General features: G+C 69.2%; 11 protein-coding genes. 2 read left to right on the plus strand and 9 right to left on the minus strand.

All coding sequences use genetic code 11. The features are described 5' to 3' along the window. The first annotated feature begins 506 nt into the window (after positions 1-506). Complete coding sequence (locus tag ELQ92_RS15645; RefSeq protein WP_243695082.1) at positions 507-2,057, plus strand: molybdopterin-dependent oxidoreductase; 1,551 nt, start codon at positions 507-509, stop codon at positions 2,055-2,057. A gap of 86 nt (positions 2,058-2,143) precedes the next feature. Here the strand turns inward: ELQ92_RS15645 and treZ are convergent, their stop codons facing one another. From treZ to ELQ92_RS15665, 4 genes are all read right to left on the minus strand, one after another. Next, the gene (gene treZ, locus ELQ92_RS15650; protein WP_128500251.1) at positions 2,144-3,982 is read right to left on the minus strand and encodes a malto-oligosyltrehalose trehalohydrolase; all 1,839 of its coding nucleotides are present in this window, start codon (positions 3,980-3,982) and stop codon (positions 2,144-2,146) included. A gap of 56 nt (positions 3,983-4,038) precedes the next feature. Further along, positions 4,039-6,558: a malto-oligosyltrehalose synthase gene (treY, locus tag ELQ92_RS15655; protein ID WP_128500252.1), complete on the minus strand. Its 2,520-nt coding sequence runs from the start codon at positions 6,556-6,558 to the stop codon at positions 4,039-4,041. Between the two features lie 62 nt (positions 6,559-6,620). Continuing rightward, on the minus strand, positions 6,621-7,733 hold the full coding sequence (locus ELQ92_RS15660; protein ID WP_128500253.1) for a hypothetical protein: 1,113 nt from the start codon (positions 7,731-7,733) through the stop codon (positions 6,621-6,623). Then, positions 7,730-8,086: a PadR family transcriptional regulator gene (locus tag ELQ92_RS15665; RefSeq protein ID WP_128500254.1), complete on the minus strand. Its 357-nt coding sequence runs from the start codon at positions 8,084-8,086 to the stop codon at positions 7,730-7,732. Before ELQ92_RS15665 ends, ELQ92_RS15660 begins: the two co-directional genes overlap by 4 nt. A gap of 55 nt (positions 8,087-8,141) precedes the next feature. Here ELQ92_RS15665 and ELQ92_RS15670 point away from each other — a divergent pair, with 55 nt between their 5' ends. Beyond that, positions 8,142-9,347: a GntR family transcriptional regulator gene (locus ELQ92_RS15670; RefSeq protein WP_166426820.1), complete on the plus strand. Its 1,206-nt coding sequence runs from the start codon at positions 8,142-8,144 to the stop codon at positions 9,345-9,347. 162 nt (positions 9,348-9,509) lie between these two features. On the opposite strand, the gene ELQ92_RS15675 is transcribed toward ELQ92_RS15670, so the two are convergent. The 5 genes from ELQ92_RS15675 to ELQ92_RS15700 all read right to left on the minus strand — a co-directional run bounded on the left by ELQ92_RS15675 (position 9,510) and on the right by ELQ92_RS15700 (position 15,555). Next, the gene (locus ELQ92_RS15675) at positions 9,510-10,694 is read right to left on the minus strand and encodes a glycoside hydrolase family 76 protein (RefSeq protein WP_128500256.1); all 1,185 of its coding nucleotides are present in this window, start codon (positions 10,692-10,694) and stop codon (positions 9,510-9,512) included. A 59-nt stretch (positions 10,695-10,753) separates the two neighbouring features. Further along, the gene (locus tag ELQ92_RS15680; RefSeq protein WP_128500257.1) at positions 10,754-12,007 is read right to left on the minus strand and encodes an ABC transporter substrate-binding protein; all 1,254 of its coding nucleotides are present in this window, start codon (positions 12,005-12,007) and stop codon (positions 10,754-10,756) included. 91 nt (positions 12,008-12,098) lie between these two features. Further along, positions 12,099-13,127 carry a carbohydrate ABC transporter permease gene (locus ELQ92_RS15685; RefSeq protein WP_279432179.1) on the minus strand — a complete coding sequence of 343 codons (1,029 nt, stop codon included), beginning with the start codon at positions 13,125-13,127 and terminating at the stop codon, positions 12,099-12,101. Next, on the minus strand, positions 13,124-14,173 hold the full coding sequence (locus ELQ92_RS15695; protein WP_243695078.1) for a carbohydrate ABC transporter permease: 1,050 nt from the start codon (positions 14,171-14,173) through the stop codon (positions 13,124-13,126). Before ELQ92_RS15695 ends, ELQ92_RS15685 begins: the two co-directional genes overlap by 4 nt. Next, entirely contained in the window at positions 14,170-15,555 is a 1,386-nt protein-coding gene (locus ELQ92_RS15700) for a glycoside hydrolase family 125 protein (protein ID WP_243695079.1), read from the minus strand. Before ELQ92_RS15700 ends, ELQ92_RS15695 begins: the two co-directional genes overlap by 4 nt. Positions 15,556-15,616: the final 61 nt, after the last annotated feature.

Here is a 15,616-nt window from a genome sequence, read left to right on the forward strand (position 1 = left end):
TCTGCTGGGCCCACCACCAAAACATCGACACCGGCCCCTGGCGCATCAGCACGCCCAACGGCGTCCCCCACGTGAGAGGACCGGCACACGTCGAATGGACGCACGCCACGAAATCGCGGGCTCGGCCGCCGCTTCCTGCTGCGGGCTGACTCGAGCGCCGAGACGACCCCGGCTCCAGCGTGCCCGCATTCCGGACCCCGCAGCTCGACCCTGACGTGTGAAGCGCGGCGTCCGCACTCTCGGGCATCACCGACTCCCCGATACTCCTCCGATCCGGCACGTGCCGCGCGTCGAACACCATGCAGCGGGCGATCCGGCCCGCGGGTTCGGAGGCAGACGTGACGAGGCGGGACAACAAGACCGGCGAGGTCGACTCGACCGGCACGGCTGGCACGGCGGGCACGGCTGGCACGGCTGGCACGGCTGGCGCAACGGTCGGCACCAGCACGGCAGGCGCGACGCGAGGACCCCAGCACCCGTGGGTCTGGGCGGCGCTCGTCGGTACCGTGAGCGCGGCCGTCTTCCTCGCCGTCGCCGAACTCGTGGCGCTCGTCGTCGCCCGGAACGGCAGCCCCATCCTCGCCGTCGGATCCTTCGTCATCGACATCGTCCCGCAGTGGGCGAAGGAGTTCGCCATCGCGACGTTCGGCGAATACGACAAGATCTTCCTGCTCGTCAGCCTCGGCATCGCGATCGTCATCGCCGCGGCCGTCGGAGGCGTGCTGCAGTACATCAAGCCACCGACCGGCCTCGTCATCATCGCGATCGCCGGCATCGCCGCCACGACCGCAACCGTCACCCGCGCCGGCGCGACACCACTCGCGGCACTCCCCGGCATCCTCGGCACCCTCGGCGGCGGTGCGATCCTCCTGATCCTCGCCCGGCGCCTCCGCGCCTGGCACCGCGACGCGAAGACGGCGACGGCGACGGCGACGGGGGCGACGACGACGACCTCGCCTGCCGCCGGAACCCCCGCAGGCCGCGCCGCGCTCGACCGTCGTGGCTTCTTCCGCATCCTCGGCATCTCGGCAGCGGGAGCGGCCGTCGTGGGAGTCGGGTCACGCCTCGTGAACGTCGCCACGTCGTCGATCACCGCGATCCGCAACGCGGTCACCCTGCCTACGCCCTCGTCGACGGTCACGATCCCCGAAGGTGCCGAACTCGACATCGACGGCGTCTCCCCACTTTTCACCCCCAACGAGGACTTCTACCGCGTCGACACGGCGCTCACCGTCCCGACCGTCGATACGTCCACCTGGAGTCTCACCGTCTCGGGTCTCGTCGACGAACCGCTGACCTTCAGCTTCGATGACATCCTCGCCATGGACCTCCGCGAGTTCGTCGTCACACTCACGTGCGTGTCGAACGAGGTCGGCGGCGGGCTCGTCGGCAACGCCAGTTGGCTCGGCGTGCCGGTCCGCGAGATCCTCGCACAGGCGTCGCCGCAGTCCAGAGCCGACATGGTCCTCTCGCGCAGCGTAGACGGCTACACCGCGAGCACGCCGCTCGCCTCCCTCACCGACGACAACCTCGACGCGATCCTCGCCGTCGGAATGAACGGCGAGCCCTTGCCGCTCGAGCACGGCTTCCCCGTGCGCATGGTCGTACCGGGCCTCTACGGCTACGTCTCCGCGACGAAGTGGCTCACGGAGCTCAAGGTCACGACCTTCGCCGAGGACGACGCATACTGGACGCCCCGCGGCTACAGCGCCGAGGCGCCCATCAAGCTCTCCTCCCGCATCGACACCCCGCGCACGGGCAAACCCATTACCGCAGGGCCCACGAAGGTCGCGGGTATGGCCTGGGCGCAGTCCGTCGGAATCGACCTTGTCGAGGTGCGCATCGACGACGGCGACTGGCAGCCCGCCACGATGTCCTCGCCGATCAACGACGACACGTGGGTGCAGTGGTACGTCGACTGGGAGCCCGACGCTGGCTCGCACTACCTCGCGGTTCGCGCCACGGACAAAGCAGGCAACCTCCAGATCGAGGAACGCGCCCCCATCGCGCCCAACGGTTCGAGCGGCTGGCAGCGCGTCCTCGTCCAGGTGCAGTAGCGCCTCTCGCCGATCGGGCACTCCTCCGACGACGCGGCGGCCGCCACCTTCCGGCGACGGCCGCCGCGTCGTGCAGCCCAACCGGGCTAGCGGGCGAGGATCACTGCGGTACGCGGACCGACCTCGATGCCACGAGACCCGGCCGCGGACGCGGCGCTGTCGCTGCCGCCGTCCGCGTCCGAGAGAATCGCGTCGGTCGCGAGCAGCACCGTGCCCGCGACGTCGAACGACGCCGGCTGCTCGCCGAGGTTGACGACGATCGTGAGCTCGTCGGGCTCGGCCCCGCGGTGGATCACGAGGGTGCGTGCGGTCTCGTCGACGTCGACGCTCACACGTCCGAGTCGCGGATCCGTCAATTCCGGACGCTGCTTCCGCAGCGCGAGGAGCGCTCGGTAGAGCTCGAGCATGCGGGCGTGCGGGGCGTCGGAGCGGCCCGACGTCTCCGACGGGTACGGCTCGCTCCAGTCGAGCTTCGAGCGCGAGAACGTTTCGGGATCCTGCGGGTCCGGGACCACGTCGGGGTCCCAGCCCATCTTCTCGAACTCGGCGATGCGCCCCTCGGCGGTCGCCTTCCCGAGCTCGGGCTCGGGGTGCGACGTGAAGAACTGCCAGGGCGTCGACGCCGCCCACTCCTCGCCCATGAAGAGCATCGGCGTGAACGGCGCCGTGAGAGTCAGGAGCGCCGCGATCGCAAGGCCGCCGTTGTCGACCGTCTCCGCGAGCCGGTCACCCGTCGCCCGGTTGCCGATCTGGTCATGGTCCTGATTGAACACCACGAGCTTCCAGGCGGGGGTGCGCTCGAGATCGATGGGCCGCCCATGCACACGACCCCGGAACGTCGACAGCTCACGGGCGTGGAAGAACCCCTTCTCGAGAACGTCGCCGAGCGCGCTGAGCGATTCGAAGTCCTCGTAGTAGCCGGTCGTCTCACCGGACACGGCGACATGCACGGCGTGGTGGAAGTCGTCGCTCCACTGCGCGGTGAGTCCGTAGCCGTGCGCCTCGCGCGAGCGGATGAGTCGCGGGTCGTTGAGGTCCGACTCCGCGATCAGAGTGAGGGGCCGTCCGACGTGCGCCGAGAGAACGTCGACCTCCTCGGCGATCTCCTCGAGGAGGTGCACGGCGCGGTGGTCGACGAGCGCGTGCACGGCGTCGAGCCGGAGCCCGTCGACGTGGAAGTCGCGCAGCCACATGAGGACGTTGTCGATGATGTACCGGCGGACCTCGTCCGAGTGCTCGCCGTCGAGGTTGACGGACGAACCCCACGTGTTCGCGTGCCCCTCGTGCAGATACGGGCCGAAGTTGGGCAGGTAGTTGCCGCTCGGGCCGAGGTGGTTGTAGACGACGTCCTGGATGACCGCGAGTCCGCGCTCGTGGCATGCCTCGACGAAGCGCCGGTACGCCTCGGGCCCGCCGTACGTCTCCTGGACGGCGTACCAGAGCACGCCGTCGTACCCCCAATTGTGCGTGCCGTTAAAGGCATTCACCGGGAGGATCTCCACCGCGTCGACGCCCAGTCCGACGAGGTGGTCGAGTCGATCGATCGCGGAATCGAGGGTGCCCTGAGGGGTGAACGTGCCGATGTGCATCTCGTAGATGACCGCACCGGGCAACTGCCGGCCCGTCCACGCGGCGTCCGTCCACTCGTGCGCGAGCGGGTCGTCGGTGCGACTGAGTCCGTGGACCCCGTCGGGCTGGCGGCGCGAGCGGGGGTCGGGCAGGGGCCTCGCCTCGGCGCTCGACGGCTCCTTCGGGTCGACGTCGATGAGGAAGCCGTAATCGTTCCCCTCGGGTCCGGGCACCACGGGGGTCGCGGGTGTCCACCAGCCGTCGCCGTCCGCCCGCATCGGGAGACGGTCACCGTCGAGCTGGAGGACGACGTTGTTCGCCTTCGGGGCCCACACGTCGAAGATCGGTCGAGTCATCGGAGTTCTGCTTCCTGGGTCAGGTGCTGGCTGGGGGCGTTCATGCTCGGGTCTCGCTACTCGGCCGTCGTGTCGACCGGCGCGAGGAGCGCGACGGGCAGGACGTCGAGCAGCGCGGCGACCTCCTCGACGCCGTCGACGGCGCGACCGGTGAGAGCATCGACGTACGCACCGGCGGGGATGCTGACGGTCGTGTCACCCCAACCGCCGCGCGCGACGAGCCCGAGGGGAAGACGCGTCGCAAGGGCGATCGCGCCACCGTAGTCGACCGCGACGAGATGGCCGGCTGCCTCGCCCGAGACCGGAAGCGGCGTGTAGGAGCCGAAGAGCTCCGGACGATCACGGCGGAGCCGGAGCGCCGACGCGGTGACCAGCAGCTTCGCGGCTCCTGAGTCGTCGACGGCGGGGACGGCACCGCCGTCGATCTCCGCGAGCAGGCGACGCCGGTGACCGTAGTCGACCGGCCGACGGTTGTCGGGGTCGACGAGGGAGAGGTCCCAGAGCTCGCTGCCCTGGTAGACGTCCGGCACTCCGGGACCCGTGAGCTGCAGCAGCTTCGCACCGAGCGAGTTGCTCCGGCCGGCCGCGAGCACACGATCCACGACCTGCTCGATGATGCCGCGCAGCTTCTCGTGATCGATCGCCGCGTCGACGAACGCGTGCATCGCCGTCTCGAACGCCTCGTCCGGGGCCGTCCACGCCGTGGACGTCTCCGCCTCGCGGGAGGCCTTCTCCGCGTACGCGTGCAGCCGTCCGCGGTACTCGGCGAGCGCGGCCTCGGACTCGAGCACGACGTCGGACGGCCAGGACCCGACGATCGCCTGCGCGAGCAGGTTGTCGAACGGCCCGTCGGGAGTTCCGGCGATCTCGCGCATCGCGTCGAGAGCGAACGCCCACTCCTCGGGGATCTCGGCGAGCACCGAGATCCGGGCGCGCACGTCTTCGCTCCGCTTCGTGTCGTGCGTCGACAGCGTCGTCATGCTGAGGGGCAGGTTCTCGAGGCGGTCGAGCTGCCGCTCGTGGAATTCGGCCACGTCGACGGAGAACTCGTCGGGTTCGGCGCCGACCTCCGTGAGGGTCGTGAGCCGCGTCCAGCGGTAAAAGGACCGGTCCTCCACTCCCTTCGCCATCACCATGCCGGAGGTCTGCTGGAAGCGCTTCGCGACATCGGTCGTGGGCTCGGCGAGCACGGGCACGAGGCGGTCGATCGCCTCGGTGAGCTCGGGACGGCGACGCTTCGCCTCGTCGGCCGACGCGTGCAGGTTCTCGATGCCGTCCGTGTACGTTTCGGTCGGCGCCTCGCCCTCGACGGGCGCCGCGAGGTAGGAGCGGTAGACGGGGAAGCACGCGAGCAGCTCCGCGATCGCCTCGTGCGCGTCGTCGCTGTCTGCGTCGGGTCCGGTTCCGGCGTCCGCCGTTCCGAGCACCTGAGCCGACTCGCGCGCGAGGCGCGCGACCTCGGAGCCGAGGATCCCGTCGGTCACCTCGCGCTTGCCGTCGTGAACCATGTCGCGCCAGTCGACGGGTCGAGCATCGTGACCGCGCAGCCGCGTGTCGAGGGCGTCGAGCGCCTCCTCGCCGGCGGGGTCGACGAAGAGGCGGTCGATCGACGCGAGCGCGTCGTACCCCGTCGTCCCCTCGGTCTTCCAGTGCGCCGGCATCCGCTCGGCGACGCTGCGCCCCTCCTCATCCGTGTGGCGGGCGAGGATCTTCTCGATCAGGACGTACGCACCACCGGTCGCCTCGGCGAGAGCGTCGAGGTACGCGCCGGGGTCGCGGAGCCCGTCCGGATGGTCGGCGCGCACACCGTCGGCGATGCCGTCGCGGATCCAGCCGACGATCGTCTCGTGCGACTCGGCGAAGACCCAGGGGATCTCGACCCGGATCGCGGCGAGCGTGTTGACGGCGAAGAACCGGCGGTAGTTGAGCTCGCTATCGGCACGGCGCCAGTTGACGAGCTCGTATGACTGTCCCGCGTGCACCGCGACGGGATCGGAATCCGCACCCTGCGGCGCCGTGCCCTCGGCGACCGGGTACTCGGTGTCGTAGTAGAAGAGGCGCAGGGCGCTCGAACCCGATTCGTCCTCGACGGTCTTGAGCGTGAGCTTGCCGAGCTCGCCGCCCTCATCGGCGGGGTCGTCGTCGCCGAGGACCGGGATGCGCAGCTTCCCGCCGCCGAAGTCCCAGTCGACGTCGAACGCCTCGGCGTACCGGGAGTCGCGCCCTTTCTCGAGCACGTCCCACCACCAGACGCTCTGGACGGGGGTCGCGACGCCCACGTGGTTCGGCACGATATCGACGAGCACGCCGAGGTCACGCTTGCGCGCCGCGCTCGAGAAGGCTCGCAGTCCCTCGTCGCCGCCGCGATCCGGGTCGACGAGCGAGTGGTCGGTCACGTCATAGCCGTGGTTCGAGCCCTTCTCGGCCTGAAGGATCGGGGAGAGGTAGACCCAGTCGGCGCCGAGCGATGCGATGTAGTCGGTCAGCTCGGCCGCCGCGTTCAGATCGAAGCCCTCGTGGATCTGCAGGCGATACGTCGAACGGGGAGCGCGGAGAACGTGGCGAGGAGCGGGCATGCCCCCATCCTGCCGGTCGGAAACGGTGTGGCGCGGGGACTTGCGCTCACGGCATCCGTCCCTCAGGGTTCGACAGGCGCGCTCGGCGTGGAAGCCGGCGCCGGAGACGGAGACTCGGGAGACGGAGACTCGGGCACGACCGGCGCCGGCTGCGATCCGCTTTCCCCGTCCTTCTCCGTCGCGCAGGTCTCGTGGCCTCCCGCGAGCGGCTGCACCGCATCGAACGGCGGTGCCGGAGTTTCGAAGGTCGCGGGGTCGGGAACCACGTCACCGTCGCCGAAGCGCGCGTGGAAGAGCGGGAAGACGTTCCATCCCGATCCGGGATTCGTGTCCGGATTGGGCACGAGCGCGGTTTCGACGCCCTCGTCGTAGGCGATGAGCCAATCGTCGCTCCCGCCCGAACCGACGGCGAGAGGGTGGCCGTCCTGGTCGAAGAGCTGCACCCCGACGAGCGGCGCACCCGCGCAGTCGTAGGCGAAGACGTTCGTGACCTGTGCGCCGTTCGCGCTGAGCTCCTGCGGGGCGACCTCGATCTCGTCGTACGCGTAGCTCGCACCGATCCCCGCACGGAAGGACGCCTCCGCGACGAGACCGGGGAGTGCCAAGATCGCGACGACGCTCACCACGGTCTTCGCGATCCGCAGCCACGCCCAGGGCAACCACCGCCCACGGCCCCACTGCACACTCACGACGACGACTCCGGCGAGAAGGAGCCAGCCGGTCAGCTCCGTGGGCAGCGGGCCGAGAGCACCGAACATGAAGACGATTGCGAACACGACCCAGCCGCGCAGCACCCACCAGGCCGGTCGGAGCGTGACGAGGAAGTCGAGCACGGCCGCGACGGCCGCGTTCCCGCGGCGCTCCTGCACCCACGCCGAACCGTTTCTCCACATGCGTTTGAAGCCGCCGAACCACTCGTCGTCGGGGCGGCGGGAGTCACGCGGGGGCAGGCCGGCGGCGGCGCGCAACTCGTCCGCGTACTCGCGGGCATCGCCGAGCGGTTCGCCGGAGTCCTCGCGCTGCTCGATGAGGTCGGCCTCGAGCCCGTCGACGAGCTCCTCGACCTCGTCCGGCGGGAGGTCGTCGAGGTGGGAGCGGACCGCGGCAGCGAAGCGAGCGACGTCATCGTCGTGCGCCGCGTCGACACCACCGTCGAAGGTGTTCGTTGTCGTCATCGTGCTACTCCGATCGAGGGGATCGTGTCGGCGGGGTTCCCGGCGATCACGCGAGTGAGGGTGGCGGAGAAGTCGGTCCAGGCGGTGCGCTGCTCGGCGAGGAGCTCTCGGCCCTCGCGGTTGATGCCGTAGTACTTGCGGTGCGGCCCGCCGTCCGATGGCACGACGTACGTCGTGAGCGCTCCGGCGGCATACAGCCGGCGGAGGGTGCCGTAGACCGACGCCTCCCCGACCTCGTCGAGTCCGGCGGCGCGTAACCGCCGGACCACGTCGTACCCGTAGCCGTCGTCCTGCTCGATGACGGCGAGTACCGCCGCGTCGAGCACCCCCTTGAGGAGCTGTGTGGTGTCCATAGAACCTCCTGCGATGCACGGTACCACGGAATGCACAGTACCGCGAGGAACGCGGATGTGGGTGTCACTGCAGGCCGTCGGAAGCGGAGCACGACCGGCGGAGTCGCGCTGTAGATTGAATATATTTATTGGGACGGCTCTCGAGAAGGACGGTCACGTGCTCTATCGCCAGGTGTACGACGCGCTCCGCGCCCGTATCGTGGACGGCCGCTACGCCGTGGGCGACAAGCTGCCCTCCGAGGCCGAGCTGTCCGAGGAGTACTCGGTCAGCGCGATCACCGTGAAGCGGGCCCTCGACCTCCTCCGCACCGACGGGTTCATCGTGCGCCGACCGCGACTTGGAACGTTCGTGACGAGCGCGACCCCGAACGGGACGACGCCGACGGAACCTGCTCCGCGCACCCGCCCGCTTATCGGGTGCGTCGTCACGAACTTCGACGACACCTTCGGCAGCCGCGTCGTCGAGGGGCTCCTCTCCGGGGCCGGCGTCGACGATCCCGTCATCCTCATGCGGTCGATGGGCGATCACGATCTCGAGGACGCGAGCATCCGCTCGCTCATCGACTCGGGGGTCTCGGGTCTCGTCCTGCAGCCGAGTTCCTCCGAGTTCATCCCACCGGCGGCGCTCGAACTCGTCACCCGGCGCTTCCCGCTCGTCATCCTCGACCGCGTCTTCGACGGCATCCCCGTCTCAGCGGTCCGCTCCGACAACCTCGCCGGAGCCATGAGCGCCACCGAGCATCTGCTCACCCTCGGGCACCGCAGCGTGGGATTCCTGAGCGCGGCGAGCCATGTCTCCTCGAGCGAGGAGCGACGGAACGGCTGGGTGCACGCGCACGCGGCCTTCCACCGCCCCCTCGACGACACGGCCGAACTGCGCACGCTCGACTCGACCATCCCGGGCAGCACGACGAGCGCCGAGGACGACATCCAGCGGATCGTGGCCTTCGTCCGCGAGCACCCCCATGTCACCGCGTACCTCGCGGCGGAGTACAACATCGCATTGCTCTTGCGTGAAGCCTGCCGCCGGCTCGGGCTGAGCATCCCCGACGACGTCTCCGTCGTCTGCTTCGACCACCCGGATGCCGCCTTCGACGCGAGCCTCTTCCGCTTCACGCACGTGCGCCAGCAGCAGAGCGCCATCGGCGAGCGCGCGATCGACGCCGTGCGGGCGCAGATCGCCGCCCCCGGCTCGATCGAGAAGGTGCTGCTCCCGACGGAGCTCGTGCTCGGCGCCTCGACGGCCCCGCCCCGCGCCTGAGTCACTCGCCACCCCGCTTCCCCTGTCCCCACGCAGCATTTGCGTACGCAACTGCCGACGGCGGGTGGAATTTCACCCGCAGGAGCGAGTTGCGTACGCAAATGCCGGAGAGGGGTGGGTTCCGGGCGGTGGGGAGGGGTGAGGTGGGGAGGGGGATCGGGGTCAGCGCGTCTCGAGCGTCGCGCGCTGCTCGATCGCCATGATCGCGCTGAGCTGGGTCGAGTACGGGATCGACTCGACGGAACTCACCGACCAGTCGTTCGCGGGGCGCAGCCACTCGCCGTCGAACGCCGTCGCCCACAGCACATCGGTGCCTCGGCGCACGAAGCCCTCGAGTTCGGCGCGCTCGGCGTCGCGTCCCGCGGCCGCGAGCACGAGCGTCACGCAGCCGAGGTAGCGGTAGAAGACGCCCTTGAAGAGGCCCTCGTCACCGCCCTCGCCCTCGTCGCGGAAGACGACACCATCACTCAACTCCGCGATCGCGGTGCGCGCCGTGCGCACGGCTCGGTCGAGGAGCGCCGTGTCGCCCGTGCTCTGCGCGAGCTCGACCGCAGCCCCGATGTAGAGACCCTGGTTGTAGGTGAAACGCCACTGCGTGTCGACGCGGCCGTCACCCTCGCGGTTGATGCCGTCCTCGACGAAGCCGTCGTCGCCCACGAGGTGGGTCTCGAGCCACTGGAACGCCGTGGTCGCATAGCCGCGGAAATCGCGATCCCCGGCCTCGCCCTCGGGCACGACGCGCTCGAGCCGCAGCGACAGGATCACGAGCGGACCGTTCGCCGGCGTGTTCTTGTACTCGAGCTGCTGCTTCCGCCACGCGAGGCTCGCCCCGCCGGCGTCGTTCCAGCCCTCCGCGATCACGTGGTCCCAGATCGCGACCGCATCGGCGAGGTAGGACTCGCGCCCCGTCGCCCCGTGCAGCCGCACGATCGCGAGCGCGAACCACAACATGTCGTCGAAGTAGTCGTTGAAGAGCTGACCGCCGTTGCGTTCGACGATGTTGCGGTAGCCCTCCTCGGCCTGATCCCGCCACGCCGCGTCGCCCGTGCGCTCGAACGCGTCGAGACGCGCGTCGATCACGTGGGCGAGCCACCAGTAGTTGAACGTCTCGGGGACGCCGGTCCCGGCGGGATGGCTGTTCTCGAGGAACTGCGGCCACTCCGCCCCGAAGTAGTGATCGAGACTGCGCTGCGCGACGTCGGCGCGGTGGGACCACTCGGCGCCGGCGCTGGTGCTGGTGCTGGTGCTGGTGCTGGTGCTGGTGCTGGTGCTGGTGCTGGTGCTGGTGCTGGTGCTGGTGGTGGTGGTCGAGGCCGCCGTGGCGGGTGCGGGGGTCGTGCTGGTCATGTTTCTCCGTTTCGGAAAGAGTGAGGGGGGGGGGAGGGCCGGGGGGCTCTCGGACAGCGTCAGCCGCGCGCGTCCGCGAGGATCTGGTCGCCCTGCTCCTGGGCCTGGTCGAGCGCCTGCTCGGCCGTGAGCTCACCGACGAGGAACTGTTCGAGAGCCGGGACGAGGGCCTTGCCCTCGACGTCCGAGAAGCCTTCGACGCTCGGACGGACCTCGGCGTACTCGAGCGTCTCGATGAAGGCCGCGTAGTGCGGGTCCTCGGTGAAGTACGGGTCGTTCGCCGCCTCGATGTTCGCAGGGATCCAGCCCGAGATCTTCGCGAAGTCGACACCGTTCTGAGGCTCGGTCGTCCACCACTTCATGAGCTCCCACGCCCCCTCGACGTTCTGCGCACCCTCGGGGATCACGAGACCGAAACCACCCATGTAGGCGCCGGTGTCACCGTCGGGACCGGCGACGGGCGGGGTGATGCCGTACTCGAGGCCCTCGACGGCATCGAGGGTGCTGAGCGCCCACGGGCCGTCGTACTTCATCGACATCGTGCCTTCGGCGAAGGGCGTCGCGCCGTCGCCGAAGCCGGGCTCGAAGACGCCCTCGTCCATGAGCTCCTGCCAGAACTCGAGGACCTCGAGGCCCTCGGGGCTGTTGAACGCCGTCTTCGTCTCGTCCTCGTTGAGGAGCGAGCCGCCCGCTTGCGCGAGGTACTGGTTGAACAGACCGGGGTCGCTGAGGTCGAAGCCGGCGCGCTCGAGCGTGCCGCCGTCGTTCTCGGTGAGCGCCACCGCCGCGGTCTTCAATTCGTCCCACGTCGTCGGCGGAGTGATGCCGGCCTCGTCGAGCTGCGTCTGGTTGTAGAACAGAGAGCGATTGTCGACGAGCAGTGGCAGCCCGTAGAGGTCCTCTCCGACCTCCATCTCGCTGAGCGCCGGCTGGTAGAACGCGTCGAGATCGATGTCGTCCTCCTCGACGAGCTCGTCGATCGGGGCGAGTGCACCCTTCGGGGCGTAGAGCGACGTCTGGTACCGGTCCCACAGCACGATGTCGGGGACTTCGCCGCCGGCGAGCGCCGTGAGCAGCTTCTCCTCGACGAGTTCCTGCGCGACGTATGAGACCTCGTAGTCGTCTTGCGACTCATTGAACGCGGCCGCCTGGGCCTCGAGCTGGTCGACCTGCTCGCCCGACCATGAGCCCCACATGACGACCTTCTCGGCTCCGCTCGCGGTGGTGTCGCCGCCGCTCGATCCGCAGCCGCTCAAAGCGACGACGCTCAGGGCGGCGACGCCGATGCCGAGTGCCGTGGTGATCTTCTTCATCGAATGTCTCCTTGATTGGTGGTGATGTGACTGTGAACGGGCGACTGCGAACGGGTGACTGCGAACGGGTGTGAGCAAGGGGGCCGTCTCGTCACTTGCCGCCGACGTGAGCGACGCCCTCGATGATGTAGCGCTGCGCGACGATGAAGATGAGCAGCACGGGGAGGCTCGCGACGACGGTGCCCGCCATGAGCGGGCCGAACGCCGTCTCGTAGTTGTTGACGAACGAGGACAGCCCCACCTGGACGGTCATCATGTCGGGGTTGTTGAGCACGATGAGCGGCCAGAGGAAGTTGTTCCACCCCGCCTGGAAGCTCAGGATGGCGAGCACGGCCATGCCCGCTTTCGCGAGGGGGAAGTAGATCTGCGCGAAGATGCGGAACTCGCTCGCGCCGTCGATGCGCGCGGCCTCGCCGAGCTCGTCGGGCATTGTCTCGAAGAACTGCTTCATGAAGAACACCGCGAAAGCGCCGGCCGCGCCCGGCACGATCACCGCCGCGTACGTGTTGAGGAGGCCGAGACCGCCCTGGCCGAGGACGTCGTTCCCGCCGAAGAGCGGGAAGCCGCGCAGGATCAGGAAGGTCGGGATCATCGTGACGATGCTCGGGATCATGAGGGAGGCGAGGAACAGGGCGAAGACGCCGGACCGGCCCCGGAACCGCAGCTTCGCGAGGGCGTATCCGCCGAGACCGCCGAAGAACACGTTCGTGATCGCGCCGCCGATCCCGAGGATGAGGGAGTTCACGAAGTAGCGCGCGAAGGGGACGTCCTCGAACACGGTGAGGTAGTTCTCGATCGTGGGGTCCGCCGGGATGAGGTTGAGCGCTCCCGCGAGGATCTCGGTTGCGGGCTTGAGCGACGTCGAGAGCGTCCAGACGAGCGGCGCGATCGTGATGATGCTGAGGACGATCACCGCGACGTACCAGATCAGCGATCCGACCCGCGAGCGGGTGCTTCGGCGGCGGCGAGCGGGGATGTCCGCCACCGGCGTTGGCGTTGGCGTGGGCGTGGGTGTGGGTGTGGGTGTGGGTGTGGACGTGGATGTTGCCGACGCCGTCGGGCGGTGGCGCTCGACGGGGCCGGATCCGGCCGCGGTCGTGTTGGACTCGAGAGCGGTCATCGCGCACTCACCGCCTTCCGCGCCAGGCGGCGCGATCGTCGCTCCCCCGCGTCGCCGCTCGGGTTGCTGAGCCGCGCGTTCGCGAGCGAGAAGATCAGGATGATGAGGAAGAGGACGAACGACAGCGCCGAGGCGTAGCCCATCTCGAGGGCACCGAAGCCCTTGTTGTAGATGTAATAGACCATCGTGACGGTCGAGTTGCCCGGTCCGCCCTTCGTGAGGACGTAGGCCTGGTCGAACACCTGGAAGGCGCCGATGATGAGCAGCGTCGTGACGAGGAACGTCGTGCGTGACAGCGAGGGCAGCGTCACGTACCGGAACTGCTGCCACGCGTTGGCGCCGTCGAGCCGCGACGCCTCGTAGAGGTCGCCGGGAACACCCTGGAGCCCTCCGAGGAAGATGATCATGTTGACGCCGAAGCCCGCCCACACGCTCATGAGGACGATCGCGGGCATCGCCCACTGCGAGTCGTAGAGCCACGCGGGACCGTCGATGCCGAACCAGCCGAGGGCGACGTTGAGCAGGCCCTTCTGGGGGTTGAGCAGCCAGTACCAGATGGTCGCCGTCGCGACGGTCGACGAGACGACCGGAATGTAGAAGAGCGTGCGGAACAGGCGGACGGCGCGGCGACTGCGGTTGAGCAGCAGCGCGGCACCGAGGGCCACGACGAGGCCGAGCGGCACGTAGAGGAGCGTGTAGTAAGCCGTGTTCCGGAGGGCGATCCAGAAGAAGGCGTCCTGGAAGATGCGCGTGTAGTTCTCGAGCCCCACCCATTCGGAGTCGCCCACGATCGCGTAGTCCGTGAAACTGATGACGGCCGCCATGACGATGGGCAGCAGCATGAAGACCGCGAACAGGGCGAGCGGCACGGCGAGGAACGCCCAGGCGTTCCAGCGCATCTGCCGAGCGGTGGGGTGGGCAGGACGACGTCCGCCGGAGCCGGAGCCGCGCCGCGGCGGCCCCCCGGCCGCGCCCGGGGATCCGACGACGTCGGCGGGAAGCGCTCCGGAGGGCAGGGTGCCCGACGCGACAGGCTGAACACTCATGACAGGCTCCCCGCCGCCACGGGCTCGCGCGTGAGGGTGCGGAGTCCGGCGACGTCGAGGACGAGCTCGCAGAACATGGCGTTGGCCCAGGAGAACCAGGGTCGTGTGTAGACGCCCGGGTCGTCGACGTGGAAGGACTCGTGCATGACGGACGTGCCCGCGTCGGTGTCGAGGAGTGTGCGGAGGACGCGGCGCTTGTCATCGGGGTCGGTGCTCGTGAGCCCCTCGACGGCGAGCGCGATCGGCCAGATGTGGTCGTCGGGGGTATGGGGGCTCCCGACGCCGCGGCCCGCAGTGCCCGCGGAGTACGTGGGGTTCGCGTCACTCAGGATGAACGAGCGGGTCGCACGGTACAGCGGGTCGTCGACGCCGCACCATCCCAGCAGCGGGAGCGACAACAGGCTCGGCACGTTCGCGTCGTCCATGAGGAGTCGTCCACCGAATCCGTCGACCTCATAAGCGTAGATCGGGACCGTCTCCCCACCGGGTGACGGGGCCTGCACGACGGCGTGCTCGCGGATCCCGGCGACGATCTCGGCGCGCAACGCTGACGCGTCGGCGGCGAGGGCGTCGTCGCGGAGCACCTCCGACGCGATCTCCTCGATGTCGGCGAGGACGGTCGCGGCGAACGCGTTCCCTGGCACGTTGTAGCCGTAGGTGCACGCGTCGTCACTCGGCCGGAACGCCGACCAGGACATCCCCGTCGGAGCGGTGAGCGAACCCCGTCCCTCACGCACGAGCGTGTCCGTGAGCGGTGCATCGTGCCTCTCGAACCGGTACGACGAGCGGTTCTCGTGGTCCTGCTCGATTCGCCAGAGCTCGATCACACGACGGACGGCGTCTCGGAAGCGCCCGTCGAGGTGATCGGTGCGCCCGGTCGCGCGGTGGATGTCGCTCGCGAGACGGATCGGGTAGCAGAGCGAGTCGATCTCGTACTTGCGCTCCCAGATCCTCGGGGAGGAGTCGGTGAGATCACCCTGATGGCCCGCGCCGTTCGCCTCAGCATTGAAGGCGTTCGCGTACGGGTCGTGCGCGATGTCGTCGAGCTGTCGTCGGTTGATCGCGACGAGGAGGTCGGCGAGCTGCGGGGTGGAGGCCGCGAAGTGCAGGTAGGGGGTGAGTTGGGTCGTCGAGTCGCGCAACCACATGGCGGGGATGTCCCCGGTGAGCACGAACACCGTGCCGTCGGGCAGCGGTGTCATCGTCGCTTCGAGCGTGTCGGCGAAGCACCGCGCGAAGACTGCGGCGGTGCGTTCATCGGTCCGTTCGGCGACGCTCTCCGTCACCGAACGCACGAGTTCGGGTATCCACATCGACGTCGATCCTGCCCGGGCGCTCGTCGCGCCGACGGTGCCGCTCAGGGCTGTTGCGTCACTCTTCACTGAGTTCCTCTCCTCCGGCGGCGAGCGTCACCTCCGAAGGGGCCGCGTCGCCGTCCTCCTA

The sequence above is a fragment of the Labedella populi genome (assembly GCF_004078655.1).
GTDB lineage: Bacteria > Actinomycetota > Actinomycetes > Actinomycetales > Microbacteriaceae > Labedella > Labedella populi.

Excerpts from the sequence above, each read along its gene's own strand:
- treZ (WP_128500251.1), bottom strand. The coding sequence starts at position 3,982 with ATGACTCGACCGATCTTCGACGTGTGGGCCCCGAAGGCGAACAACGTC.
- treY (WP_128500252.1), bottom strand. The coding sequence starts at position 6,558 with ATGCCCGCTCCTCGCCACGTTCTCCGCGCTCCCCGTTCGACGTATCGC.
- ELQ92_RS15660 (WP_128500253.1), bottom strand. The coding sequence starts at position 7,733 with ATGACGACAACGAACACCTTCGACGGTGGTGTCGACGCGGCGCACGAC.
- ELQ92_RS15665 (WP_128500254.1), bottom strand. The coding sequence starts at position 8,086 with ATGGACACCACACAGCTCCTCAAGGGGGTGCTCGACGCGGCGGTACTC.
- ELQ92_RS15670 (WP_166426820.1), top strand. The coding sequence starts at position 8,142 with ATGTGGGTGTCACTGCAGGCCGTCGGAAGCGGAGCACGACCGGCGGAG.
- ELQ92_RS15675 (WP_128500256.1), bottom strand. The coding sequence starts at position 10,694 with ATGACCAGCACGACCCCCGCACCCGCCACGGCGGCCTCGACCACCACC.
- ELQ92_RS15680 (WP_128500257.1), bottom strand. The coding sequence starts at position 12,007 with ATGAAGAAGATCACCACGGCACTCGGCATCGGCGTCGCCGCCCTGAGC.
- ELQ92_RS15685 (WP_279432179.1), bottom strand. The coding sequence starts at position 13,127 with ATGACCGCTCTCGAGTCCAACACGACCGCGGCCGGATCCGGCCCCGTC.
- ELQ92_RS15695 (WP_243695078.1), bottom strand. The coding sequence starts at position 14,173 with ATGAGTGTTCAGCCTGTCGCGTCGGGCACCCTGCCCTCCGGAGCGCTT.